Source organism: Flavobacterium sp. GNP011, assembly GCF_056428925.1.
This window is the reverse complement of the sequence record NZ_JBWJVJ010000008.1, coordinates 57,681-84,492: the sequence shown is the minus strand read 5'-3', so window position 1 is coordinate 84,492 and position 26,812 is coordinate 57,681. Positions and strand designations below refer to the sequence as shown.

The 26,812-nt window shown below is 31.6% G+C and carries 19 protein-coding genes; 4 read left to right on the top strand and 15 right to left on the bottom strand.

Annotation, left to right across the window (positions count from 1 at the left end):
- Window positions 1-144: 144 nt before the first annotated feature.
- The 10 genes from cysK to truA all read right to left on the bottom strand — a co-directional run bounded on the left by cysK (window position 145) and on the right by truA (window position 13,580).
- Window positions 145-1,062, bottom strand: coding sequence for a cysteine synthase A (gene cysK / locus AC061E_RS09070; protein WP_478285944.1), 918 nt, complete (start codon window positions 1,060-1,062; stop codon window positions 145-147).
- A gap of 3 nt (window positions 1,063-1,065) precedes the next feature.
- The gene (locus tag AC061E_RS09065) at window positions 1,066-1,902 is read right to left on the bottom strand and encodes a serine O-acetyltransferase (RefSeq protein ID WP_478285943.1); all 837 of its coding nucleotides are present in this window, start codon (window positions 1,900-1,902) and stop codon (window positions 1,066-1,068) included.
- Window positions 1,903-2,338: 436 nt separating this feature from the next.
- A complete protein-coding gene (locus AC061E_RS09060) occupies window positions 2,339-2,791 on the bottom strand; it encodes a ferritin-like domain-containing protein (RefSeq protein ID WP_478285942.1) in 453 nt (150 codons plus the stop codon).
- A gap of 25 nt (window positions 2,792-2,816) precedes the next feature.
- Window positions 2,817-2,999, bottom strand: a complete 183-nt coding sequence (locus AC061E_RS09055; RefSeq protein ID WP_478286001.1) for a pyridoxamine 5'-phosphate oxidase family protein — start codon at window positions 2,997-2,999, stop codon at window positions 2,817-2,819.
- 245 nt (window positions 3,000-3,244) lie between these two features.
- Entirely contained in the window at window positions 3,245-3,784 is a 540-nt protein-coding gene (locus AC061E_RS09050) for an NADPH-dependent FMN reductase (protein ID WP_478285941.1), read from the bottom strand.
- Window positions 3,785-3,979: 195 nt separating this feature from the next.
- The gene (lpdA, locus tag AC061E_RS09045) at window positions 3,980-5,368 is read right to left on the bottom strand and encodes a dihydrolipoyl dehydrogenase (protein ID WP_478285940.1); all 1,389 of its coding nucleotides are present in this window, start codon (window positions 5,366-5,368) and stop codon (window positions 3,980-3,982) included.
- A gap of 161 nt (window positions 5,369-5,529) precedes the next feature.
- Window positions 5,530-6,072 carry a hypothetical protein gene (locus AC061E_RS09040; protein WP_478285939.1) on the bottom strand — a complete coding sequence of 181 codons (543 nt, stop codon included), beginning with the start codon at window positions 6,070-6,072 and terminating at the stop codon, window positions 5,530-5,532.
- A 468-nt stretch (window positions 6,073-6,540) separates the two neighbouring features.
- Complete coding sequence (locus AC061E_RS09035) at window positions 6,541-10,788, bottom strand: T9SS type A sorting domain-containing protein (protein ID WP_478285938.1); 4,248 nt, start codon at window positions 10,786-10,788, stop codon at window positions 6,541-6,543.
- Between the two features lie 179 nt (window positions 10,789-10,967).
- Window positions 10,968-12,722 (bottom strand): ABC transporter ATP-binding protein, encoded by a 1,755-nt coding sequence (locus tag AC061E_RS09030; protein ID WP_478285937.1) that lies wholly within the window; start codon window positions 12,720-12,722, stop codon window positions 10,968-10,970.
- A gap of 114 nt (window positions 12,723-12,836) precedes the next feature.
- The gene (gene truA, locus AC061E_RS09025; RefSeq protein ID WP_478285936.1) at window positions 12,837-13,580 is read right to left on the bottom strand and encodes a tRNA pseudouridine(38-40) synthase TruA; all 744 of its coding nucleotides are present in this window, start codon (window positions 13,578-13,580) and stop codon (window positions 12,837-12,839) included.
- Between the two features lie 243 nt (window positions 13,581-13,823).
- Here truA and AC061E_RS09020 point away from each other — a divergent pair, with 243 nt between their 5' ends.
- Window positions 13,824-14,321: a metallophosphoesterase family protein gene (locus AC061E_RS09020; protein WP_478285935.1), complete on the top strand. Its 498-nt coding sequence runs from the start codon at window positions 13,824-13,826 to the stop codon at window positions 14,319-14,321.
- Here AC061E_RS09020 and AC061E_RS09015 read toward each other — a convergent pair.
- The 3 genes from AC061E_RS09015 to AC061E_RS09005 all read right to left on the bottom strand — a co-directional run bounded on the left by AC061E_RS09015 (window position 14,296) and on the right by AC061E_RS09005 (window position 17,381).
- Window positions 14,296-16,023, bottom strand: a complete 1,728-nt coding sequence (locus AC061E_RS09015; protein WP_478285934.1) for an ATP-binding protein — start codon at window positions 16,021-16,023, stop codon at window positions 14,296-14,298. The genes AC061E_RS09020 and AC061E_RS09015 overlap by 26 nt on opposite strands.
- 69 nt (window positions 16,024-16,092) lie before the next feature.
- Window positions 16,093-16,755, bottom strand: coding sequence for a response regulator (locus AC061E_RS09010; RefSeq protein WP_478285933.1), 663 nt, complete (start codon window positions 16,753-16,755; stop codon window positions 16,093-16,095).
- Between the two features lie 212 nt (window positions 16,756-16,967).
- Entirely contained in the window at window positions 16,968-17,381 is a 414-nt protein-coding gene (locus tag AC061E_RS09005) for a DUF4293 domain-containing protein (protein ID WP_478285932.1), read from the bottom strand.
- Between the two features lie 183 nt (window positions 17,382-17,564).
- On the opposite strand from AC061E_RS09005, the gene rho reads away from it, so the two are divergent.
- From rho to AC061E_RS08990, 3 genes are all read left to right on the top strand, one after another.
- Window positions 17,565-19,322 (top strand): transcription termination factor Rho, encoded by a 1,758-nt coding sequence (gene rho / locus AC061E_RS09000; RefSeq protein WP_478285931.1) that lies wholly within the window; start codon window positions 17,565-17,567, stop codon window positions 19,320-19,322.
- 234 nt (window positions 19,323-19,556) lie between these two features.
- Window positions 19,557-22,025 (top strand): zinc-dependent metalloprotease, encoded by a 2,469-nt coding sequence (locus AC061E_RS08995; protein WP_478285930.1) that lies wholly within the window; start codon window positions 19,557-19,559, stop codon window positions 22,023-22,025.
- Window positions 22,026-22,275: 250 nt separating this feature from the next.
- Window positions 22,276-24,606, top strand: a complete 2,331-nt coding sequence (locus AC061E_RS08990) for a PAS domain S-box protein (RefSeq protein ID WP_478285929.1) — start codon at window positions 22,276-22,278, stop codon at window positions 24,604-24,606.
- A 36-nt stretch (window positions 24,607-24,642) separates the two neighbouring features.
- Here AC061E_RS08990 and AC061E_RS08985 read toward each other — a convergent pair whose 3' ends face one another.
- Entirely contained in the window at window positions 24,643-26,061 is a 1,419-nt protein-coding gene (locus AC061E_RS08985; RefSeq protein WP_478285928.1) for an amidohydrolase family protein, read from the bottom strand.
- Window positions 26,062-26,229: 168 nt separating this feature from the next.
- Window positions 26,230-26,808 carry a hypothetical protein gene (locus AC061E_RS08980; protein ID WP_478285927.1) on the bottom strand — a complete coding sequence of 193 codons (579 nt, stop codon included), beginning with the start codon at window positions 26,806-26,808 and terminating at the stop codon, window positions 26,230-26,232.
- Window positions 26,809-26,812 lie beyond the last annotated feature (4 nt).

Here is a 26,812-nt window from a genome sequence, read left to right as displayed (position 1 = left end):
TAATTATTTTCTTGGTTATAAATCTTTAAAAATTCGAATTTAGGTGTGAAATAAGCGTATTTAATGTTAATTTTAACAATTAAAATTTATAAACTAGAATAAAAAAACCGATTTACAAACGTAAATCGGTTTCTAGAATTTTATTTAAACAAATAAGCCTTCAATACTTAAATAATGTTCACCTGTATCGTAACAAAAAGTTAGCACTTTTGCATTTTCAGGAATTTCAGGAAGTTTTTTAGCCACAGCTGCAAGTGATGCCCCTGATGATATTCCTATAAACATTCCTTCTTCTTTTGCAGCCCTTTGTGCGTAAGTGAATGCTTCGTCTTTGCTCACTTGAATTGTTCCATCTAATAAATCAGTATGAAGATTTTTAGGAATAAATCCAGCACCAATGCCTTGAATAGGGTGTGGAGCAGGAGCTCCACCACTTATTACAGGAGAAGCTTCTGGCTCAACTGCATAAACTTTAAGATTTGGGAAATGTTGTTTTAGTATTTCGGCACAACCTGTAATATGTCCTCCCGTTCCTACACCAGTAATCAAGTAATCCAAGCCTTCAGGGAATGCTTTTATGATTTCTTGTGCAGTAGTTTTTTTATGAATTTCAATATTTGCAGGGTTTTCAAACTGAAGTGGAGACCATGCATTAGCCGATTCAGCAACCAGTTCTTGTGCTTTTTCTAGTGCTCCTTTCATTCCTTTTTCTCGAGGTGTAAGTACAAACTCGGCACCATACAAACTCATGAGTCTACGTCTTTCTATTGACATCGATTCTGGCATCACTAATACTAATTTGTATCCTTTTACGGCTGCAACCATAGCTAAACCAATTCCGGTATTACCTGATGTGGCCTCAATAATGGTTCCACCTGCTTTGAGTAACCCTTTTTCTTCGGCATCTTCAATCATGGCAAGTGCAATTCTATCCTTGATGCTTGCACCAGGATTAGCGCGTTCTAGTTTAATGTAAATATCATGGTTGTTACCAAACAAACGATTGATTTTTACATGTGGCGTATTGCCAATTGTGTCGAGTATGTTGTTGAATTTTGTCATAATTTATATGGAGAAAAAATTAATATCCTTTGTTTCTAGTTGATTTAAAACTGTGTTTTTATTAGACTGCATAACAAATGAATACGGATTTACACTTTTTGTGATAAATGTGTTTCCGCCTATAATACTGTGGTTTCCTATAATGGTACTGCCTCCTAAAATGGTTGCATTAGCATAAATTATAACATGATCTTCAACAGTAGGGTGTCGTTTTTTTTCTTGCATACTTTTTTCTACTTGCAAGGCTCCTAGTGTTACACCTTGGTAAACACTTACATGTTTTCCTATTACTGTGGTTTCACCAATTACTATTCCTGTTCCATGATCAATTATAAACGGAACTCCAATGGTAGCGTTCGGATGGATATCTACACCGGTTTTACTGTGTGCATACTCCGTTAAAATTCTGGGAAGTAGGCAAGGCGTTCTTGTTGCGATGGCATTGGCTATTCGATATACTTCAATTGCAAAAAAACCTGGGTAGGAATTAATGATTTCTTGTATACAATCAGCAGCTGGATCTGTGTCAAGAATGGCTTGAGCATCTTGCTGCATGTTAGCGTATAAATGTGGTAAAGTAGTATAAAACGCTTCGGCGTCATCAAGTATCGCATCTGTGGGTTTGTTCTTTACAATTTCGGATAAAATACTAATAAAATCGGCTTTATTTTGGTTTAAAAGTACTTCTATTTGAATGGTCTCTAGCGCTTTTTCAGGGAATAAAATTTTGAATAAGTCATCAATCCAATTGACAATTTTAGAGGAATCAATGGCTCGTACCCAATTGTTGTTTTGGTTCTCGCTTAATAGTGTAGAAAATCGTTTGTTTTCAGGTGTCATTTTTATAAAATAAGTTCTAAATCATGTGGTCCTGCCCACGTTTTACAAAGATATAGGAGATTTGTTTAGAAAGTAGGGTACGTTTTGTAAATAATTGTTAATGTACAAAAAATATATAAATTAATGTATTTCTGTGAGCATTGAAGCAAAAATAATCTGAATTACTTTCAGAAATGCTAATGAATCAAGATTTAAAAAAAATAAGTATTCTTATTTCGTTCAGTCATTATAATTAGAATTAAGATATCGATACTGTATTGGACAGATAAAAAAACGTTTATTATTAGTTTACTTCCTGTTAACTAAAAAAAAATTCTAAAATCTATTTTGAATTTTCAAAATAGATTTTAGAATTTTTATAAAACGCTTTTGTTAGGACCAATTTTCATTGGTGTGTACCATCTTCTCTTGACAAAAGCGTTTAAAATAATTAAATTTATCCAAGTGCTTCAACCATTGATCTTACTTTATTGTGATCTTCAACTAATTTTAAATGCTGATCTTTTAACATCGTTTGTTGCTCGTAAGAAAGATTTTCAATTTCATTTTCTAACGTTTCTTCGTACGTTTTTTTAGCAACATCTTCGCCATATTCACAGCTTTCTAAGATTACTTTTCTGTCGTTTCCAGTTAAAGCTGCCTTTACATCCATCCATACTCTAAAAAACTTTCCAGTAATTCGTGTATCTTCAGTTGGTGTTCCTCCGTGTCTAGAAACTTCGTTTCTTAATTCGCTGTTTATGTCTACACTTGTTGCTTGAAATTCAGAAAATAATGCTTTTAAATCAGCTTCATTAGTTTCGTCTGATGCAGTTTTGTAACCTTCAATTCTATCGTTGTTGATTTGAATTAGGTTGTTTAATACGGAGATTGTTTTTTCGCTATCCATTTTTTTTTAGTTAAATTTATTGTCTTTATAGTTTTATGTTTCCTTCTTTTGCATCAACTAGAGTTGTTCCCGTTGCAACAGATGCTATCATTTTGAAAAAATTAATCATTTCATTGCCTTCTACATCCCAATAGTAAGCGTTATTTGGCTTAATTTTTAAAATAGAAATATTTGGATCGTCTTTTCCCTTCCTTGCGTACTCCTTGATTTTTTAGAATCGCCTTGGTCAACTCTTCAATTTTTACAAAAAAGACAGATGTCGATGTCCGTTGCCAATTCTTTAATTTTATTAATTCCTTCTTGATTTTCTAAATTCGTTTGCATGGCAATTTTTTGATATTGTAAAGTTGTAGAAATTCTATTCAAAAAAATTATATAATAAAAAGGTTAGTTTACATTATTACCACATTTACAAAATATTTTAATCAAATAACTTATAATCAACGGTATATCTTACTTGATATTTTCAATAAGCTCTTTCAAAAATAGATCTGCTAATTTATTAGTTTCTTCTTTTTTGATTGGATGTCCTTCATCATCAAAGGTTTTTTCAACATTTGGAACCGGAAAATTTGCTTGAATAACCGTGGCTTTCATTTTCCAAAGAATAAATTGTAAATGAGTTAAACATTGATTTCCTCCAAATATGCCAGATGAAACGGTTGAAAGTCCAATTGGCTTTTCTCTCCATTCTTCATATAATAAATCGATTACATTTTTCAAACTAGCGGGTAAACTTCCATTATATTCTGGTGTAATAATAATAATTGCATCAGACGATTTTATTTTTTGAGCGAATTCTAAAACTGATGCCGAAGGCTTTTCTAAATTTTTGAATCGTTCTTCAAACAATGGAAAATTGTATTTTTTTAAATCTAAAATTTCCGATGTAACCAATTTATTAGCTGTTAAATAGTTTTCAAGGTACAATGCCACATTGTGACTTTTTCGCTCTGTGCGTATGCTGGAAGATATTATTGTTATGTTTTTCATTTTCTAGTTTTATGATTTTATAGATGAAATAGTAAAATATAAAATTCGAGAATTATAAGTGTTTGATGTTACATTATTTATGAGATTTGTTACATAATTGACTTTAAAATTAGACAAAAAAAATCCGCTTTGCTTTCACAAAACGGATTTCAAATATTTTAAAATAAGTATTTTTTAGAAACTCTTTTATTTATTTTACAAGTGAATCACTTCACCGTAAGCATCAGCAACAGCTTCCATTACAGCTTCACTCATGGTTGGGTGCGGATGAATGGCTTTTAATATTTCATGTCCAGTAGTTTCTAGTTTACGAGCTACAACTGCCTCAGCAATCATATCAGTAACACCAGCACCTATCATGTGACATCCTAACCATTCGCCGTATTTAGCATCAAAAATTACTTTTACAAAACCATCTGGTGTTCCAGAAGCTTTAGCTTTACCTGATGCTGAGAATGGGAATTTACCAATTTTTAATTCGTATCCTTTTTCTTTAGCTTGTTTTTCAGTTAATCCAACAGATGCAATTTCTGGAGTAGCATAGGTACAACCTGGAACGTTTCCATAGTCAATTGGCTCTACATGAAGACCTGCAATTTTTTCTACACAGTTAATTCCTTCAGCAGATGCTACGTGAGCCAAAGCTTGGCCTGGAGTAACATCACCAATGGCGTAGTAACCTGGGATATTGGTTAAATTGAAAGCGTCTACTAAAATTTTATCTCTATCAGTAGCGATTCCTACTTCCTCTAGTCCAATGTTTTCAATGTTGGTTTTGATTCCAACGGCTGAAAGTAAAATCTCAGCTTCAAGAACTTCTTCTCCTTTGGCTGTTTTTACAAATGCTTTTACACCAGCACCCGTGGTATCAATACGCTCTACAGAAGAGTTGGTCATGATTTTTACACCAGCTTTTTTCATAGAACGCTCCATTTGTTTAGAAATGTCTTCGTCTTCAACAGGAACAATGTTTGGCATAAATTCAACAATAGTTACATCTGTTCCCATTGCGTTGTAGAAATGAGCAAACTCAACTCCAATTGCTCCAGAACCTACAATAATGATTGATTTAGGTTGTGTTGGTAAAGTCATGGCTTGTCTGTAACCAATTACTTTTACACCATCTTGAGGCAAGTTAGGTAATTCACGAGAGCGAGCTCCAGTAGCGATAATAATATGATCTGCACTGTATTCTGTAACTTTATTTTCTTTGTCAGTAACGTCAACTTTTTTGCCTGGTTTTAGTTTTCCAAAACCATCAATAACGTCAATTTTATTTTTCTTCATTAAGAATTGAACACCTTTGCTCATTCCATCTGCTACTGATCGGCTGCGTTGTACAACAGCTGGGAAATCTTTATCAAATGAGGATACCGTTAATCCGTAATCCGAAGCATGTTTTAAATAATCAAAAACTTGAGCCGATTTAAGTAAGGCTTTTGTTGGGATACATCCCCAGTTCAAGCATACACCACCTAAGTTCTCTTTTTCTATTACGGCTACTTTAAAGCCCAATTGAGATGCTCTAATTGCAGTAACATATCCACCAGGACCACTTCCTAAAACTATAATATCGTATTTCATTGTAAAGTTTTTTTGTTTTTTTATTGATAAAAAGGCAGTAGCTAAATACTCACTTGAGCAAGTTGTTAATTACATTCTTCGGTTAGCAAAATTAAGGATTTATTTTAAAAAAAATTAACCGTTTTATAAGTTTATTAGCAATGGTGTTTGCACCAGCTGAATCATTTCATTTTTAAATAGGCTTCAACATAATTTGTGGTCGAAAAATACTCATCTCTAAGCTTTTTTAAATGTTTGGTGACAATTGCTTGATCTGTATAAGTAGGGTCAAGACAGTCCTTGATTTCTTTATCCCTAACCGAAATAATGATGTACCAAAACCCATTTCTATAAGTATAATTGTCCTCAAAGATCGGATCATTCCCTTTGCTTCGTAAACCGGCATCAACGGCAATTGGAAGTAAATTCAGAGTTTTTGTCACTCGTTCTCTTTCAAAAAAAGACATAAAAAAAGTCTTGTTGTCAATAAGAATGGGAACATTTGAATCTACATTGTTGTGTTTTAAATTGTATTTGGTATTGATAAAGTTGTAAAATTCATCAGCCTTTTTTTTATCTTCAAAAACAAACCCGTAGCAATTTGGAAGGTCTTTTTTGAATTTTTTGGCATGTACAATTTTATCACCCTCAATATTTGGAGCAATTCGTAGTGGGATACACGAATAGAATAGTAGAATCAAGAAACAAAGTCCGAGTTTTTTCATCCTCCTAGATTATAATCAATCTTGTTAATTTTAAAATTATATAAAAATATTAACAAATAAAGTTTTGTAAGTTCATTTAATAAGTGCGACAGATAAATTAGAAACACTTGGAGCTATTCCCAAGTGTTTAAGGTCAAAAGCCTAAATTTGTCTCGCATGAAAAAATATAAACAATTAACCGTAGAGCAAAGATGCCAAGTTGTTCATTTTTATTGATATGTATGTTAAAATGCCGAAATATGACTTTTATCAAAAAAATCACATTAACCTTTAAATTTCAGCTAATTTAAGGATTAATTTGATTATTGTGAAATTTAAAAGGGATAAGTTTAGAAGTGTATTTATTTGTTGATTTTATAATATATTAAATTAAATTTTTGTGAATTGAGATTGAAAACAGAAACAAAAACTTCATTTTCAAATATTTGAAAATGAAGTTTTTGTTTGGAGTAGTCTATGAAAAGCTAATTATTTAACTATTATCTTCTTGGTGGTATGCTTATCCTCACTTTCAATAGTTATGTAATAAGTACCTTTTGGTAATTCACTTAAATCAAGTCTATTTTCATTACTGCCTGAAGTAAATTTTGTTGTCTTAACTACTTTTCCCAAATTGTCATAAATTGTTACTTTTTCCAACACAATATTAGAAATATTCAATTCACCTTTTGTAGGATTTGGGTATAAAATGATTTTATCAAAAGTTGTTTCTTCAATTCCTAATGTGTTGCATGTTGAAGAATAGGAAGCGGTAGCATCTTTTGCTGCTGACCAATTGTTTATTGAATAGGTTGTATTATCAACTTTTATGCAGGATAATTTGGAGTTGTTTTTAAAATTTAAAGTGGTTAATAAAGTGTTATTATTGTTATTCAAATCTAAAGTAATTAAATTGTTATTAGAACAATTGATTGTTTTTAGATTTATGTTTTTTGAAAGATCTAAGTTGACCAGTTGATTATTCGCACAACTTAAGTTAGTAAGCAACGTGTTGTTAGATAGATCTATTATTGTTAATTGATTCATGCTCATTATTGATCTTTTTGTAATGGTTACAGTCCCATCACAATACAACTCTAAAAGTAACTTATTTTTTCTTACATCGAGTGAGGCAAGGGGGTTGTTCGAGCAATCTAAGTATTTTAATACTAAGTTTGTAGATAGATTTATTGTTGAGATTGAATTTCCTTTACAAATTAATTTCTCTAATGCCGTAAAGTTTTCAATTCCTTTTAAATTTGTAATACCTGCGTTTGATAGGTCTAAACTTGTAATATTTACAACGTTTGAAGTGAAAGTTTTCCCGTTTTTACCATCTGTATCAATCTTTAGAGCAATAAGTAAATCTTCAAAATTAGGATCAGGAATTAAGGTGTACGAGTTGCAATTTGTATTGAAATTTGCACTAGCATCTTTTTGAGTAGACCATTTAACATTAGAATAGTTTGCATCATCCACTTGAATGCAACTAAGGTTTGGATTATTTCTAAAATCAACATTGTAAATAATGATATTTGGGTCTGGACTTACAAATCTATCGAAAAGTGTGTTATTACCATTTTTCAGATTCAAGTTATCAAGTCGATTTGAAGCGCATTCTAATTTTGATAATTCGGTGTTTAATGAAACATCCAAACTTGTTAAAAGGTTATTGCTACAATCTAGTAAACCTAAAACAGGGTTTTTAGAAACATCCAAAGTGGTCAATTGATTGATGTCACAATACAAATAGTGCATTTTAAGATTTTTTGAAACATCCAAACTTGCTAATTGGTTAGAACTACAATCCATTGTTTCTAAAGCAGTATTTGAAGCAATATCGATAGTTGTTAATTTATTTTTGTAAAACAATAATCTAGTTAAAGCTGTGTTTTTTGATACATCTAATGTTGTTAATAGATTTGTGTTGCAAATTAATGATGTTAAGGCTATGTTGTTATTAACATTCAAGCTAGTTATTTGATTGTCACCAGTCCATAATTCGATTAATTTGACGTTTTTTGAAATATCCAAACTTGTTAATTTGTTAGAAGTACAATCTAATTTTAATAAGGCTATGTTTTTTAAAACATCCAAGTTATTTAATTCGTAATTGTAGCCACAAATCAACTTGGTCAAAGCAGTGTTTTTGGAAACATTTAAACCAGTTAGCTTATTTGATGAACATTGCAATTCAGTCAATTTGGTATTGTTAGTTACGTCTAAATTATTTAGTTTATTGGCATAACAAATTAATGAAGTCAACTCAGTGTTTTTGGAAACATCCAAGCTGGTTACTAAATAATTGTTGGAACAATCTAATAAAGTTAATGCTATGTTTTTTGAAACATCCAAACTTTTTAAGCCATAGTTATTATTGCATTTTAACGAGGTCAAAGCTACAAATCCTTGTATTCCTTCTAAATCTGTAATAGAACTATAAGAAACGTCTAAAGAAGTTAAGGTGTTTATTTTTGAAGTTAAAATTTTTCCGTCATTAGTTCCTGAGTCAATTCCTAATGTAATAAGTTTGTTTTCAAAATTTGCATCAGGAATCAGTGTATATAATCCAGTGGTTTGACAATCTATTGAATAATAGGATGTTGTGTCTTTTGCATTTGCCCAATTGGTATTGGAATAGGTGACGTTGTCAACCTGTATACATTTAAGGTTAGGATTATTTACAAAGTTAATATATGTTAGGTCTAAATTGGTATTAGCACCATTTTTTAGATTCAAGTATGTTAGTTGATTGTTATCGCAACCAATTGATACAATTAAGGGATTTTTAGAAATATCAAGATTTGTAATTTTATTGAATTGACAATCGAAGACCTCCAAATTTAGATTATTTGTTATATCTATTGCTGTTAGCTCATTAGAACCACACATAAGCTCTTTTAACTCAATATTTCGTAAAAGATTTAAGTTAATTATTTTATTATCATAACAATATAATTGAGTCAAAGCTTCATTTTTGGCAATATCTAATGCGGTTAATTGATTAGAACCACAAGTTATACTGATTAAATCCAGATTTTTAGAAATATCTAATGAGGTTAATTGATTTGAATCACAATTTAAAATCAATAAAAATGAATTATACGATAGGTCTAAGGATGTTAGTTGATTATTGCTACAGTATAACTGAATTAAATCTGTGTTCTTGTTAACAGCTAAGTTTAGTAATGAATTTGAATCACAGTCTAAAACTTTTAATAATGTATTATTCGAGAGGTTTAAGGATGTTAGTTGATTTGTACCGCAGTATAAATCAGTCAAAGCTACGTTTTTAGAAACATCTAATGTGGTTAAAGAATTTGAGAAACAATTTAAAGTTTCTAATAATGTATTATGAGAAAGATCAATAGACGTTATTTTATTTGAATCAAAATATAAAGCAGTCAAATTTACGTTTTTTGAAACATCCAAGGAGGTTAATTGATTTGAACCACATTGTAAGTGAGTCAAAGATTTAAAATCTTCAATCCCTGTTAAATTGGTAATTGAACTAGAAGAAACATTTAGCGAAGGTAGAGATTCAATTCTAGCAGTTGCTACTTTACCGTTTTTACCATCTGTATCAATACCGAGGAAGATTAGTTTTTCCTCAAATTTGCTATCCGGAATTAACGTGTAAACAGTACAGTCTAAATTAAAAACAGCTATTGGGTCTTTGGTAATTGTCCAATTAGTAGTAGACTTAAGATCTGCAACTTGTATGCATGTCAAGGTTGGATTGTTAGCGCAATTTAAAGTCAAAAATGCTGTGTTTTTAGAGATATCCAATTTATGTATTAAATTTCCAGAACAATTAAGGCTGGTCAAAGCAATAAAGTTTTGGATACCGGTCAAATCGGTAATCCCAATATTAGATACGTCCAGATTGGTTATACCTGCTATACTGTTGTTTAATACTATCCCATTTTTGCCATCAGTATCAATTCTAAGAGTAATTAGTTTTTCTTCAAATTTTGCATCTGGAATTGCTGTAATTGTCGAGCAGTCAAAAGGAGAATAAAAAGCAAAATAATTCTTTTCATCCGCCCAATTGGCGTTTGAATAACCAACATCATCTACAGCAATACAAGTTAAATTTGGATTTAACGAAAAAGAAAAACCTTTCAATTGAGTATTTTTTCCGTTTTTTAGATTCAAACTCACGAGTTTGTTTGAAGAACAATATAAAGAAGTCAAATCTGCGTTTTTGGTAACATCTATTACGGTTAATTCATTTGATTCACAAGATAATTCTTTTAAAGTCCTGTTTTTAGCAACATCTAAAGTAGTTAGTAGATTGTGACTACAAATTAAAGAAGTCAAAGCCAAGTTTTTGGAAACATCTAAGGATGTTAATTTATTTATATTACAATATAAAGTACTTAATAGTGTATTTTTGGAAACATCTAAGGATGTTAATTTATTAAAGCTACAATCTAAAGTAATCAGAGCTAAGTTTTTGGAAATATCTATGGCAGTTAATTGATTGCAAAAAAAATTCAAAGAAGTCAAACTCACAAAATCTTGAATACCAGTTAAGTCTCTAATAGAACTAGACGAAACATCTAATGAAGTCAATTTGTTAATGTTGTTTGTCAATACTTTCCCATCTGCAACTCCTGAATCAATACCTAATGCAATAAGTTTGTTTTCAAAATTTATATCAGGGATTAAAGTGTATTGTGCATAAGTACTCAAACTTGCTAAAAACAGCAAAAAAAATAATTTTGTTTTCATAGAAACTTGTAAGATTTAAATCGAAACAATATTACAATTTATATTTAATTAACACTATAATTCTGCTATAGATTTTATTAAATATTGCTATAAAGTTGTAAAATTTAAATAAAAAAAAAGTTTTTTATTTATGCTGGAATATAGAATTAAGATTCTGTGTTAAAGCGGTTGTGAACAAATCAATTCGCCACTGAAAACTGCGAATCGTACAAATTCTTATAAAAACCACTTTCACGATTAATTAGTTCTTGATGCGTACCTTGTTCAACGATTAGCCCTTTATCCATCACTACAATTTTATCAGCGTTTACAATCGTGGCTAATCGGTGCGCAATAACAATAGAGGTCCGACCTTTAGTTATGGTTTCTGTTGCACGTTGAATCAATTCTTCAGAGTAGGTATCTATAGAAGACGTGGCTTCGTCAAGAATTAAAATACTTGGGTTACTTACATAAGCTCTTAAGAATGCAATTAATTGGCGCTGACCAGAGGATAGCATTACTCCGCGTTCCTTGACATCAAAGTCATAATTATCAGGCAAGCTCATGATAAATTCATGCACTCCAATTTTTTTGGCTGCAGCCAATACTTGGTCGCGATCAATTTCAGGATTATTTAAGGTGATATTATTAAAAATAGTATCTGCAAAAAGGAAAACATCCTGCAATACTACCGCAATTTGCTTTCGTAAAGAACCTAAAGTATAATTTTCAATATTTTGATTATCAATATATATGGAGCCGCTATTGATTTCGTAAAAACGATTCAGTAAATTTATAATAGTAGATTTTCCTGCACCTGTAGAACCTACAATGGCAATTGTTTGTCCAGCGTTTACTTCTAAGTCAATTCCTTTTATGACTTCTTCATCAGGAATATAACCAAAACGAACTTTATTAAATTCAATATTTCCTTTAAAAATTGGCGCCTCAAGAATACCTGTATCTTGTATTTGATCTTGGGTGTCCAAAATATCAAAAACACGATTAGCAGCAATCATTCCCAGTTGCATCTCATTGAATTTATCGGCAATTTGTCTCAAGGGATTGAACAACATTCCAATAAACATAGTGTATGAAAATAAATCCCCAAACGTAGTGAAATTATCTCCGTTTAATATTTTAATTCCTCCATACAATACAATAAAACCAAGAGTTAATGACGAAATGATATCAGCAATAGGGAAGAAGATGGAGTTGTATAAAATTGTTTTTATCCACGCTTTCTTGTGCTTGTCATTTATCTCTTTGAACTTTTCTGACTCGATATTTTCTCTATTAAAGAGTTGAACAATCTTCATTCCTGTAACTCGCTCTTGTACAAAGGAATTCATATTGGCAATTTGAGTACGCACTTCCTCAAAAGCAACTTGCATTTTCTTTTGGAATATCCTCGTTACAAAAACCAGTATTGGCATGGCGACAATCACAATCCAAGTTAGGGTCCAGTTCATATAAAACATAAAACCCAGAACTACAATCATTTTCATCAAGTCACTGATAATCATGAATAACCCTTGACTAAAAATTCTAGCAATAGATTCGATATCAGAAACGGATCGCGTAACGAGTTGTCCCACAGGAACGTGGTCAAAATATTTCATTCTAAAACTTAAAATGTGCTGAAACAGTTTGGTACGAATGTCTTTTACAATGTCTTGACCCAACCAGTTGGCCCAATACACAAAATAAAACTGTGAAAACACCTCTAGCAATAGCACAATTCCCATTAAGATTACATAAATCAATAATCCTTGCTTGTCTTGCGTAGCAATGTAACCATCAACGGTTTGTTTCAATAAATACGGTCGTAACGCTGCGAATATTGACAATGAAATGGCAAAAATAACCACTCCATTAAAACGCCATTGATAGGGTTTTGTAAATTTTAATATTCTTTTAAATAATCTAGTATCAAATGCTTTTGCTTTCATATTATTTTTTGGAGCTGTTTACTTTGTCAATTCGCTTTGCTCGTGTCTGCTATTCGTTACAAGTACAATTCACTGAACTCCTACGAAAATAAAAGTCTAGTTAAGTAATAAGGGCTATTGCTTGATATAATCGTATTCTATTTTGGTTAAATACAAACCATGTGCTGGAACCGAAATCCCAGCTTTATCTCTGTTTTTACTAGCAATAATGGATGTAAAATCATCTAGTGAAATTTTATGCAACCCTACATTGATCAAAGTACCTACTATGGCACGCACCATATTGCGTAAAAACCTATTTGCCGAAACGGTAAAAACTAACGAATTGTTGTCTTTTTGTGTCCAATGCGCTTCATAAATAGTACAATCAAATGTGTTTACATCAGTGTTTACTTTTGAAAAACATTGAAAATCAGTATGTTTAAAAAGTATTTGTACTGCTTGATTCATGAGTTCAATATCTAACGTTTGATGAAAGTACCAACTCTTATCTTGTAAAAATACATCTTTAAAAGTATGAATGTGATATTCGTAAGTTCTTTTAGTTGCGTCAAACCTAGTATGTGCATCATCATGAACTGCTATTAGGTCATAAATTACAATGTCTTTAGGTAAATAAGAGTTGAGTTTGTGAATCAAGCTTGTTTTATCAAATGATTTTTCTATGTCAAAATGAGCATACATTTCTCTGGCGTGAACTCCAGTATCAGTCCTTCCTGCACCCATAAGATTTAAGGGTGTGTTTAACAATACCGAAAAGGCTTTGTTCATGGTTTCTTGAACAGAGGCTGCATTAGGCTGAAATTGCCAACCGTGGTAATGCGTGCCATTGTATGCAAATTTAACGAAATATCTCAACAGTTTTTTTTTGATGTGACAAAGATACTTATTAATTTTTGTGCTAGGAAATGACAAACTGCCAAAGTTTGTTAAGAATGAATTCGATTTCATTATTGAACCAAGAATGGCTATTTTTACCAAAATTTCTGGCCCAGATAGCCGCGGTATCTCCCGATTTTAAAAAACAAGGCTTTTTAGTAGTAATTTTTTTGATCTGGAATAAAGCGAATAACTGGATAAAGCTTCTAAAAAAAAATTAAATTGAAAAAAATCCTTTTACTTTCGGATACGCACAGTCATATAGACGATGCCATTTTAAAATATGTGGACCAAGCTGATGAAGTGTGGCATGCTGGCGATATAGGTAACCTCATTGTTACAGATGCGTTGCAAAAAGTAAAACCTTTGCGTGCTGTTTATGGTAATATTGATGATGCGCAGGCCCGAATGGAATTTCCATTACACAACCGATTTATGTGTGAAGGAGTTGATGTGTGGATTACACATATTGGTGGTTCTCCAGGGAAGTATAATGCGAATATTAGGGAAGAACTACTTGTAAATCCTCCGAAAATATTTATTTGTGGTCATTCCCATATTTTAAAAGTGATTTTTGATAAAAAACACAATTTACTACACCTTAATCCAGGAGCAGCTGGAGTGAGTGGTTTTCATCAAGTACGCACTATGTTGCGCTTTGTAATAGATGGAGATAAAATTAAGGATATGGAAATTATTGAGTTGGGTAAACGGGGTTAGAATTTTTTTTATGGTAGTGTATGGGTACTTCAATGCTCACGGTTGTACCCCAATTGAGTTTTGAATCTATATAAAAAATCCCTTTCAAGTTGTTGATTCTAGATTTGATTTGGTTTATACCAAAACCTTCAAGAATATGAAAATTAGAAGAATCAAATCCTTTCCCATTATCTATAATTTTTATTTGCAAACTATCATTATTTTCGTCAATAGATACAATAGATTGACTGGCTTTACTGTGTTTGATAGTGTTGTTTATGAGTTCCATAATGATGAAATAGATTTTCATTTCAAAATCTTCTTCATAACGTGTATTTCGATCTACTGAATTGTTAAAAACAAAATTCAGTATAGAATTTGTATTCTTCTCGCACAAATCTTCAAGAGCATCAAATAGCCCAAAACGAACAAGTAGAGAAGGCATTAATTCATGGGATAAATCCCGAACTTGATCGTGAGCATTTTCAAGGATTTGTTTTGTTTTAGTAATTTCAATAGGAGAATTTTGTGTTTGATTTGTAAAAGCTTGTAATTGCATTCCTGCGGATGACAATAGAGCACTTATATTATCATGTAAAAAAGCTGCAATTTTCTTTCGTTCTAATTCTTGACCATTAATTGAGGCATTTAATATGTTTTCTTGAACCTTACTTTGTAAATCTTTGATTTTATTTTTGTGTTTTAGCTTTGCATTTAAAGTTAAAATGTAAAAGACTAAAGAGATTAGTAGCAGGATTATAGCTACAACAATTACAATTTTTTTATTTCGGTATTGTTCTTCTAATAATTCTATTTGTTTGGTTTTGAATTCATTTTCAATTTTGTCAATTTCACGTTTGTACTCGTCAATTTCAAGATTTATTCCGGCTACATTTGCTTTTTTCAGCTTTTCCTCGTCTTTTAATTCCTCGGTCAATTTAATGTAAGAGTCAAGGTGAGAATATGCTTTTTTATAATTTCCAGTTTTTATTAAAAATTTAGAATATTCATGGTAGGAAAATGATAAATCTGATTTTTCGTTACCTTGGTTCCCTAATCTAATGGCATTTTCAAAGAAGTATGTGGCTTTTTTAGTATCGTTAATACTAGAATAATACATTCCGTTAAGCATATTTATGGCCACAATAGTAGATGCATCTCCATCCTTTTTATGGTTTTTATTAATGTAATCTAGATAGGGATAGCCATTTTTAAAATCACCAATATCAAAGTATGCCCAGGTAATATTGAGTTTAGTGAATAGAATTTGATAAACATCATTAATTTTAGTACTGTACTCTAATGATTTTTTGTAGTAATAAATACCTTTTTTATATTGTTTTTTGTCAAAACAATAAATGTTTCCCAAATTGTTGTGTAAGTTGTTTTTTAAAACATCATTATTTGTTCTGTTAGCATATGTTAAACCTTTATTATAGTAGTAAAATGCTTTATCAGTCTCTGAAAATTCATCAAAATTTGCAGCAATAGTATTGTAGCAAAAGGCAATTAAGAAGTCGTTTTTTAATTGAATAGCCTTGCTAAGAGCAAATCTTGATTGTATTAATGATTTTTCATAATTGCCTTCTCTCATGAGCAAAATAGCTCTGTTTGTAATCATAGTAACATCCTTGATTGTTAAGGGTTTGTCTTCTGCCAATAAGGAAGTAGGTAGGGTAATTAAAATGAAAAAAAAGAGAATTGAGATTTGCTTGTTTAACATGCTACTTTAATTATTTATTGCGTTTAAAATCCATTATTTAGGCTATTAAAATAGTATTTTGATAAAATTTTAGGCTTTTATTAGCTTGTTTTTGAGTGCATATTTAACTAAGCTGATAGAGTTTTTTGCATTTAATTTTTTCATAATATTTTTACGGTGCGTTTCTACAGTATTCATACTGATGAAAAGTTGATCGCTGATTTCTTTTCCGCTAAATTCAAGAGCAATTAATGTTATAATCTCGAGTTCTCTATCTGTTAGTATAAATTCTCCGTTTTGATCTAGTTTGTTTAATTTGGGGTTTTCTTTTGTGGCCGAGTTAAAGATTTTTTCACGAACTGATCTGCAAAAATATTCTTCACCGTTATGTACTGCTTGTATGGCTTCAACAATGTTTTCTCCTGCGCATTTTTTGGTCAAATAGCCACTTGAGCCTAATTTCATGACTTCTTTAATGATTCGTAAATCATCATGGCTGGATAAAATTATTATTTTACAAGGAAATCCTTTTGATGCAAACTCTTTTATGACTTGTATACCATCTTTTTCGGGCATATTGATATCTAGAACTAATATGTCTGAATTGTTTTGAACGACTTCCTCATAGAGATTTGATCCGTTTATAGAGAAACCAACAACTTCAAAATTGGGGTTGGTGTGTAGTAGTGTTTTAATACCATCAATTAATATTTGATGGTCATCAGCAAGATGGATTCTTATTCTATGAGACATAAAGTTTTAATATTATCAAATATATAAAAAATAATAGTTACTAGTTTGATTTTATATTTATTATTTCTTACAAAATTTTGAAATTGGATTTATTTGAAATGTAATAAATTGTTACAACGAATAATATTAATTCTTAGTATTTTAACAAATCACAAAAAAACCCGAAACAAAATTCGGGTTTTCTTCGCACTAATAAATAAAAAATTATAGGATTACCTCAATCTGTCCACAGATTTTACAAGATCTTCATCTTTCTTGATCGCCTTATTAGCCAAAACTAAAAACACGATAGCAAGTACAGGTAGAAACATCCCAATACCTTTCTCAGAAACAGCAGGTGTTTCTCCAGATAAATTTAGCGAACGATACACAAACAATCCTAATAAAATCATATTTAATATGATATTCAATCTGCCTATTACAAATTGATTTTGTCTCTTCTTGAATGAAATGATACTTACCAAAGTCAACATGGTACTTAATCCAAGAATAATGGTGTAATATTGATTTTGCATAAAAAAATATGCTTTTCCATCATTTAAGGTCCATAATGGCAAGAAAAACAATAAAATACCAGTCACAAGGAAAACTAATGCTAGGTATACGGTCTGAATTCTTTGTATCATTTTATTAATTTGTTTTACAAAAATATATTTTCTTTTTTAAAAAAACTATTGTGTGCTAGTTTTTTATTCGTATTATTGCAACATAATGCCGTAATAACTTCATACTGCGGTCAGTTGATTTAAAAAATTACCACCTATCTTTTATAACATCTCCAAAAAATTAATTAAATTCCTAGAACATTCATGTTTGATATTTCTGCATTAAAAGAAATGAAGCTTTCTGAGCTTCAAGAAATTGCTAAATTAGCAAAAACCATAAAGTTTAACGGTGTAAAAAAAGAAACATTAATTGGGCTAATACTAGAGCAACAAGCAGTTAGTAAAGCACCTGAGAGTGTTGCAAAACCTAGTGAGAATCTTGAAGAGGAAAAAACAAAAAGAACAAGAATACTTCCTGTAAAAAAAGTACCCATTCAAAAAAACGAAAAAAGCACCCTTTTTGAAAATAATACAACCATAACTCCAGAAGCAAGTGCTACTATTACTCCTGATAATGAAGTGGCAATAGCTACAAAAACAGAGGACATTCCAGTAGTTTCCACGAATATTGAGGAAGATGGTGCTAAAAGGGGTAAAGCTATAAAGTTTAATAAATCAGCATACGAGAAAAAGATAGCTTTAAAGAAAAATAAAGAAGACGTTAAAACAATAGAAACAGAGCCTGAAGCAGTAGTTGATAATGCTCCTATTGTAAAAACAGATCAGCCTTTATTGACAAAAAAAATAAACCCGAATCAACTAAATAAACAAAATGTTAACGGGAATGTGAATCAAAACCCGAATTTTAAAAACAAAAAAAGCAATTTTGCTGCTGCCGATTTTGAATTTGATGGAATTATAGAAAGCGAAGGAGTTCTAGAAATGATGCCTGATGGTTATGGTTTTTTGCGATCTTCGGATTACAATTACTTAGCATCACCAGATGATATTTATTTATCTACTTCACAAATTAGACTTTTTGGGCTAAAAACAGGAGACACGGTAAAAGGTGTAGTGCGTCCACCAAAAGAGGGAGAAAAATTCTTCCCGTTAGTGCGCGTTTTAAAAATCAATGGGCATGACCCACAAGTCGTTCGTGATAGAGTATCATTTGAACACTTAACGCCAGTTTTTCCATCAGAGAAATTCAAATTGGCTGAAAAGCAAAGTACGGTTTCAACCCGTATCATTGATTTGTTTTCACCAATTGGTAAAGGACAGCGTGGTATGATTGTAGCACAGCCTAAAACAGGTAAAACGATGTTGCTTAAAGAAATTGCAAATGCTATTGCCGCCAATCATCCTGAAGTTTATTTGATCGTTCTATTAATTGACGAACGTCCAGAGGAAGTAACAGATATGCAACGCAGTGTGCGTGGTGAAGTAATTGCATCTACCTTTGATAGAGAACCACAAGAACACGTTAAAATAGCTAACATTGTTCTTGAAAAAGCTAAGAGATTAGTAGAATGTGGTCATGATGTTGTTATTTTATTAGATTCCATTACCCGTTTGGCAAGAGCCTACAATACCGTTCAGCCTGCATCTGGTAAGGTATTAAGTGGTGGTGTTGACGCGAATGCATTACAAAAACCAAAACGTTTTTTTGGAGCTGCTCGTAATGTAGAAAATGGAGGATCTCTCAGTATTATTGCTACAGCTTTAACTGAAACAGGATCTAAAATGGATGAAGTTATTTTTGAAGAGTTTAAAGGTACTGGTAATATGGAGTTGCAATTGGATAGAAAAATTGCTAACAAACGTATTTTTCCAGCAATTGATTTAACTTCTTCAAGTACAAGACGTGATGACTTATTATTAGATCAAAAAACATTGCAAAGAATGTGGATTATGAGAAAATACCTTTCTGATATGAATCCTATTGAAGCCATGGACTTTGTAAACGACCGATTTAAGAAAACTAAAAACAACGAGGAGTTTTTAATTTCCATGAATGATTAAATTCTATTTAAACATTTAAGTTGTACTAAATACCTAACCCAAAAGAATTTCTTTTGGGTTTTTTTATGTTTTTCATCAACTTTAAAACTAAAATAGAAAAAAAAACTTCTTTTTAAATATATCTAACCATGTCTTTTTATTAGTTGTTAATTAATTGTTAAATGGAATAATATAGTCTAGTAAAGCTTGATTTACATTTATTTTTGATAGCAAATAATCAATAAAACCTACTAAATGAAGAAATTTTTCATTTTTACTGCTATTACTCTTGCCAGTCTTGTACCTTTAGAAAATCAGGCTCAATCTAAAAAGGAGAAAGACAAAAATACCGTTGTAGCACCACCACCAGAAAAAAAACCTGAGTCCGCCATTAAGGATTATGGAAAAGTAATTACAAAAGATGCCCAATCAGATGAGGGATTGTTTACGGTGCATAAAGTAGACAAAAAGTATTTTTTTGAAATTCCTAATAAGCACTTAGATAAAGACATGTTACTGGTGAGTAGATTATCTAAACTTCCTTCAAATTTAGGAGGTGGATATGTAAATGCAGGATCTGAGACGAATGAACAACTCATTGTTTGGCAGCGTTTTCAAGATAAAATTTTAATAAAACTTAAATCGTTTAATGCGGTTGCTGCCGATAGTTTGCCAATAAGCATTTCGGTTAAAGCTAATAATTACGAACCTACACTTTTTGCTTTTGATATTGTGGCTTTTAGTAAAGACTCTTTGAATACGGTGATTGATGTAACTAAGTTTTACAATACTGATGTTCGTTCTATAAGCGGATTATCAGCAGAAATGAGAGATACTTACAAGGTGAGAAACCTTGATGAATCCCGCAGTTTTATCAATACTATGAAAAGTTTTCCTTTTAATATTGAGGTAATTCAGGATTTTACCTACAATGCCTCAAAACCACCTGTTCAAGTTGATGCTGAAACAATCAGTATTCAAATGAATCAATCGATGATTTTATTACCAGAAAAGCCCATGCAACCCAGACTGGCTGATGATCGTGTGGGATGGTTTACGATGGATCAAATTGATTATGGTAGCGAAGCCTTAAAATCAGATAGTAAAAGATACATTCGCCGCTGGAGATTAGAACCTAAAGATCCAGTTGCTTACGCCAAAGGAGAGCTTGTAGAGCCTATAAAACCAATAGTTTATTATCTTGATCCTGCTACTCCTGTTAAGCTTAGAAAGTACATCAAGCAAGGCATTGAAGATTGGCAAAAACCATTTGAAACAGCAGGTTTTAAAAATGCTATTATTGCCAAGGATGCTCCAAGCAAAGAAGAAGATCCTGATTTTAGCCCAGAAGATATTCGTTATTCTGTGATTCGTTACGTAGCAAGTACAACAAGAAATGCTGTTGGACCTAGTGTTTCTGATCCACGTACTGGAGAAATTATTGAGAGTGATGTAATTTGGTATCATAACCATTTACGTTCCTATAGAAATCGTTATCTATTAGAAACAGGAGCTGCAAATCCTTCGGCTCGAACATTGAACACTAGTGATGAAGAAATGGGCGAAATGATGCGAATGGTTATTGCGCATGAAGTAGGCCACGCACTCGGTTTTCCGCACAATATGGGTGCAAGTTGTGCTTACAATACAGAGAGCTATAGAGATGGAGCTTTCACTCAAAAAAACGGAATAGCAGCAAGTTTAATGGATTATGCTCGTTATAATTACATTGCCCAGCCAGGAGATAAAAATATACGTTTCATTCGACAAATGGGACCTTATGATCATTATGCCACTAACTGGGGGTATCGATACATACCAAACGCTAATTCTCCAGAGGCTGAAGTTCCAACTTTGGATAAATGGATTATGGAAAAAGCAGGAGATATAACCTATAAGTTTGGAAGTCAAAGTAGTAGTTTTGACCCTACTTCACAAACAGAAGATGTAGGTAATGACGCCATGAAAGCCAGTACTTATGGATTGAAAAACTTACAATATGTTGCAACTCATTTACCTGAGTGGACAAGCGATGTGACTAATAATTACGAAGACCTTGATGAGTTATACAAAGAAATGCTAGATGTGTGGGGCAGGTATGTAGGGCATGTTGTTACTAATATAGGTGGAGTGTACGAAAGTTATAAAAAACCCAATCAAAAAGGAAGTGTATATAATGTTGTGCCAAAAGAAAAACAAATTGAAGCCATGCAGTGGTTGCAGGCTAATGCATTTGCTTCTCCTACATGGATTGTTAATGTAAATACCTTAAAAAATCTTGACTATGCAGGATATACAGAGCGTTTTAGAAACATACAAGCCCGTTTTTTAAATAGTGTTTTAAGTTTTGAACGTTTAGGCAGGTTACTAGATGCAGAAATCGTAGGTTCCACAAATTATAAGGCGTTAGATGCTTTCAGTGATATGCGTAAAGGTATTTGGAAAGAAGCTTCGGCTGGAGCCAATGTTACTATCTACAGACGAAATTTACAAAGAGCCTATATTGAACGAATGGCTTTTTTAATGAAAGAAGAAATTAAATCAGGACGTCCCTCAGATTATTATAATGTAGCACAATCTGATGTGAGAGCTCTTGTTCGTGGGGAATTAAACCTACTGAAAGCGCTTTTAACAACAGCGCGCTCTGGTGCTATTTCTGTTGAAACAAAATACCATTTTGAGGATAGTATAAAAAGAATAGATCTAATTTTGAATCCAAGATAAGGCTAGGTATCCTTTCCTAATTTTATAATTTGCCTCCAGATGTTTTTACATTTGGGGGCCTTTTTTTGATACTAACTCTTTAGAATCTTAGTTGATATTTTCTTGTTTTTGATTCAATTTTGGATTTGAGTCGTGTTTTGAGACTGATTTTACGCAGTCTTTTAAGAAAAAAACAAATAATTTTTAAGTATTAGTGTTATAAATCCATTTTTTTCTTTGTAAATTTCCAAGTAAATCAAAATCTTTTCAAATGAAAGTTTACCCAACGCCTGAAAATGAAATTGAACGCCTTAAAGTACTCCAGGAATACGCAATTTTAGATACTATTTCAGAGAAAGAATATGAGGCTATTACGCAACTTGCTTCTTACATATGCGGCGTTCCTATAGCGCTGGTGAGTTTAATTGATAAAGACAGACAATGGTTTAAGGCAAGTGTAGGGCTGGATGCAAGTGAAACATCACGTGAAGATTCTTTTTGTCAATATACAATTATGAATAATGATGTTTTTGAGGTAGAAAATGCAATTGAGCATGAGCTTTTCTTTGACAATCCATTAGTATTGGGTGATCCTAACATAAGGTTTTATGCAGGTGCTCCTTTACTCAATAAAAAAGGTTTTGTGATGGGGTCACTTTGTGTTATTGATACAGAGCCTAAAAAATTAAATGAAGAACAAAAAAATGCATTACAACTTTTAGCCAAACAAGTGGTAGCATTACTAGATGCTAGGAAGAAAAATTTAGAATACTTAGACTCTCAAAAAGAGTTGCAAAATTTCATTGATCTTTCTAAAGATTTAGTTTACATAGCAAATTTAGATGGACTTTTTTATAAAGTAAATCCAGCTTTTACATCGGTTTTAGGATATGAAAAACAAGAAATAGAGGGAATGTCTTTTATAGATTTTGTTCATCCAGAAGATGTTCAAAAAACGATTATGGAGGTTGAAAAACTTGCTGATTTAAAGCAGACCATAAGTTTTGAAAATAGGTTTAGAACTAAAGACGGATCTTATTTAAATTTGAGTTGGAACACTTCACCAGATCCAGAAACTGGTAATCTATACGGAATAGCTAGAAATATTCAGAAAGAAAAACTTGCAGAACAGCATTTAAAAGAAGTGAACTATTTGTTGGAAGAGTCACAACAAATTGCAAAAATAGGTAGTTGGAATTATAGTTTTATTTCAAAAAAATTGATTTGGTCTGATGAGCATTATCGAATTTTTGAAATGAATACTATGCCTACAGATGAGTTGGTTAAAAAATTTAGAACTTTAATTCACCAAGATGATTTAATAGTTTTGGATAAAGTTATTGAAGAGGTCTCAAAAACAGGAAAAAAGTTCAAAACAAATTATAGAATAATTTTTCCAGACGAAAGAATAAAATACATTCTAGCCATGGGAGAACCAGTAATGGATAATCAAGGTTCTATTATTGCCCTGAACGGTGTTGTGCAGGACGTTACAGATATTACGGTAGCTGAGCAAAATCTTTCCGAAAAATCTAAAGAAGTTAAAGACATTAGAGCAGCACTCGATGAAGCAGCCATAGTATCCATATCTAATAAAAAAGGGAAATTAACGTTTGTTAATGATAATTTTTGTTCCGTTTCAAAATTTGATAGAGAAGAATTATTAGGAAAAGAACAACCAAATATGGCTGCTTTTTTTGAAACTGAAATAGGAAAACAAATTTTAGAAAATATTTACAGCGGCACAACCTGGAAAGGTGAAGTACAACATAAAGCCAAAGATGGGACCTACTATTGGGAAAACAAAACGATTGTACCATTTTTAAACAACAAAGGCCTTCCATACCAATACATTTCAATAGGCACTGATATTACTGATAGAAAGAATGCCGAAGAAAATCTAATTGCTGCTCTTGATAGTTTAGAGAAGAAAAACAGAGAGCTTGATGAATATGCTCATGTAGTGTCTCATGATTTAAAATCACCTTTAAGAGCTATTTACAATCTTTCGGAATGGATTGTAGAGGACATGCCTGACATGCCACAAAAAGTAAAAGGAAATTTTGATTTACTGCGTCGTAGAGTATCTAGGATGGAAAATTTAATTAATGGTGTTCTTGAATATTCTAAAATAGGTCGTATCGAAATTGAAAAAGAAAGTATAGATGTCAAGGAACTTTTAGAACAATTAATAGACTCTATTGTACCTGATACTTTTGAAGTTACAATAGGCAACAATTTTCCTATAGTACTTGCTGAAAGGATTTTATTGCAGCAGGTTTTTACTAACTTGATTAGTAATGCTGTGAAATACAATGATAAACCAAAAGGAAAAATAGATTGTTCCTATCAATCTTTGACTGATTTTCATGAGTTTACCATCAAAGATAATGGACCCGGAATTGCAGAAGCTTACCAACAAAAAGTGTTTAAAGTTTTTCAAACAATTGAAGCTCGTGATGTAAAGGAAAGTACAGGAATTGGATTGTCAATAGTAAAAAAAATAGTTGAGGAAAAAGGAGGTGTCATTTATATTGAGAGCCAAGAAGGTACAGGATGTAGTTTTATATTGACAATACCAAAATGTAAAAATTTAAACTAAAACCTAAACTTAAAGGCGTTATTGGATAAAGCCCTTTTACATTTTTGAGAATTGATTCTCAAAGTTGGTAAAACGTTTGTCTAAATCAAGAAGCAATTGTTTTTTCACTGCTTCCTCTTTTATAAAACTGAAGTGAATACTATTATAAACGTATTGTTTGATATCCTCATACGTAACTTGTTGGTATCTTTTAGCTAGTAAGACATATTGTTCTGTCATATTTGTACGTAAAATCCCAGCATCATCTGTGCTGATAACTATGGATACTCCAAACTTTTTATACAAAGTAAAAGGATGACGTTGTTCTTTCACCTTTAATATAAATTCGTTACTCACTAAATTGATCTCAATTGGGATTGCTTTATTAGCCATAAATTGCAGTAAAGTATAGGCATCTTTTTCATAAGCCATATCCACCCCGTGACCTATTCTATAGGCTCCAGCTGTATGAACAGCAGCACCAATATGCCATGTTAATTCTTCCGGTTGAACAAGTCCAAGAGTCAGTTCACCAGCATGCATAGTATATTTTACATTGGGAAAACGAGAACTACAATATTTAAACATCAACATATGTAAACCATAATCTTTCATAGAGGTTTCTCCGTCCTCAGGGGATACTATATTTACGCCAGCCATCAATTTGCTCTCGTTTGCAGAGATAAATGCAATCACTATGTTTTTAAATAAATCAACAGGTTCCATAAAACGCAACACAAAATTTTGATAGCGCATGGTAAATTGTGCATCATCAATTTTTAATTCGTTGTGTAATTTAGCAACAAAATTAGTATTGAAGTTTTTAGCATATAGTTCAGCATCTCTTTTTTGGTAAATGATAAAAAGAGAATCTAATGTTTTAAGTATTGCCTTTTCATCTTTGGCAGCAGCCAATTGTCTTAATCTTGAATTGAATTTTACTAAATCATTCGTTTGCAAAGTATTTGGAATTGTAGATAATTGTGTTTCAATATAACTTACATTTTCAGCTATAGCTCTTTTTTTAAGCTCTAATAATCCTGCAGCAAAATTACCTTGAATTGCTGGTTCGAATTTCATAAATGATTCAAAAAATAATTTATCCGAAGGATAATCAACATAGTTATAATCTTTAATAGACCATTTTTGCATTATTTTTTGTTTATATGTATCCAGAGTACCATTTGCCTTGAGCGCAGAAAATAAGGACAAGTTTCCTGAATTTTCTTTTACTTTTCTCACGTCCATGGTTTCTGTGTTGAGGTAGAAATCCTCTTTTATGGCGTGTTGTAATAAGGGTTCGGCATAAATTGATCCTGAGAAATGGTGGTGTAAATCCCCACCTTTAGGCATTTGCGAAAAAAAAGCAGTAAGTTCTACTTCATTATTTCTTATTTTTTCAAAGTAAGTATCAGCGTTTTGTGCGTAAACAGTGTTTAAGAGAAATGCAACTAATAGGGTATATACTAATTTCATATTTTTTAATTAAAGCTTAGGTAATGTCCTGACTTCCTGAAAAAGAAAATGGTTGAAGAAAGCCGTTCTTAAAAATGTTTCTATTTTTAAGGGAATGTAATAGTTTGCAAAAATAAGCATTTTCATTATCTGTTTTGGCTACTGATAAAAAAGTTTATTTTGAGTACTTTATTGCAATTCAAAAACTAATTTTTCTAAAAAAGTATTGTTTAATTTTTTAGTCATTTTACTTTTTTTCTTGTTCCAATTTTGATAATAGTTTTTGTTAGATAGAAAAGCTTCAATTCCACTTTTGAATTCATAAAGAGAAAATGAATACCCATTTATTTCATTTTTTCCAATGGTATAATTTTTAGTTGTTTTGTCAAATGGAATAGTATTTTTATAAATAACATTGTTTTTATAAATTGGCATTTCACCTTCATTTCCAGCACCTAGAATTACCATTTTTCTATTTTGGTTTCGTGAAAAGAAAAATACTTCTTCTTGACCAATCCTATACTCGGCCCATCTTGATGCACAAGTCCAGTCTTTAAACTTTTGTATTCTAAATATTTTGTATTTGGAGTTTCCTTTATGAAACATCGTAAATTTAACAATGATATTATTTTTTTCAACGATAATGATTGTACCATTACCAATAAATTCTGCATTGCCAATTAATTCAGACAAAATTAACGGTCTATATTTTGCTTGGCAAATGGTGTTAAAAAACACAAGTAATAAAATAATTGTTGCTTTTTTCATGGAG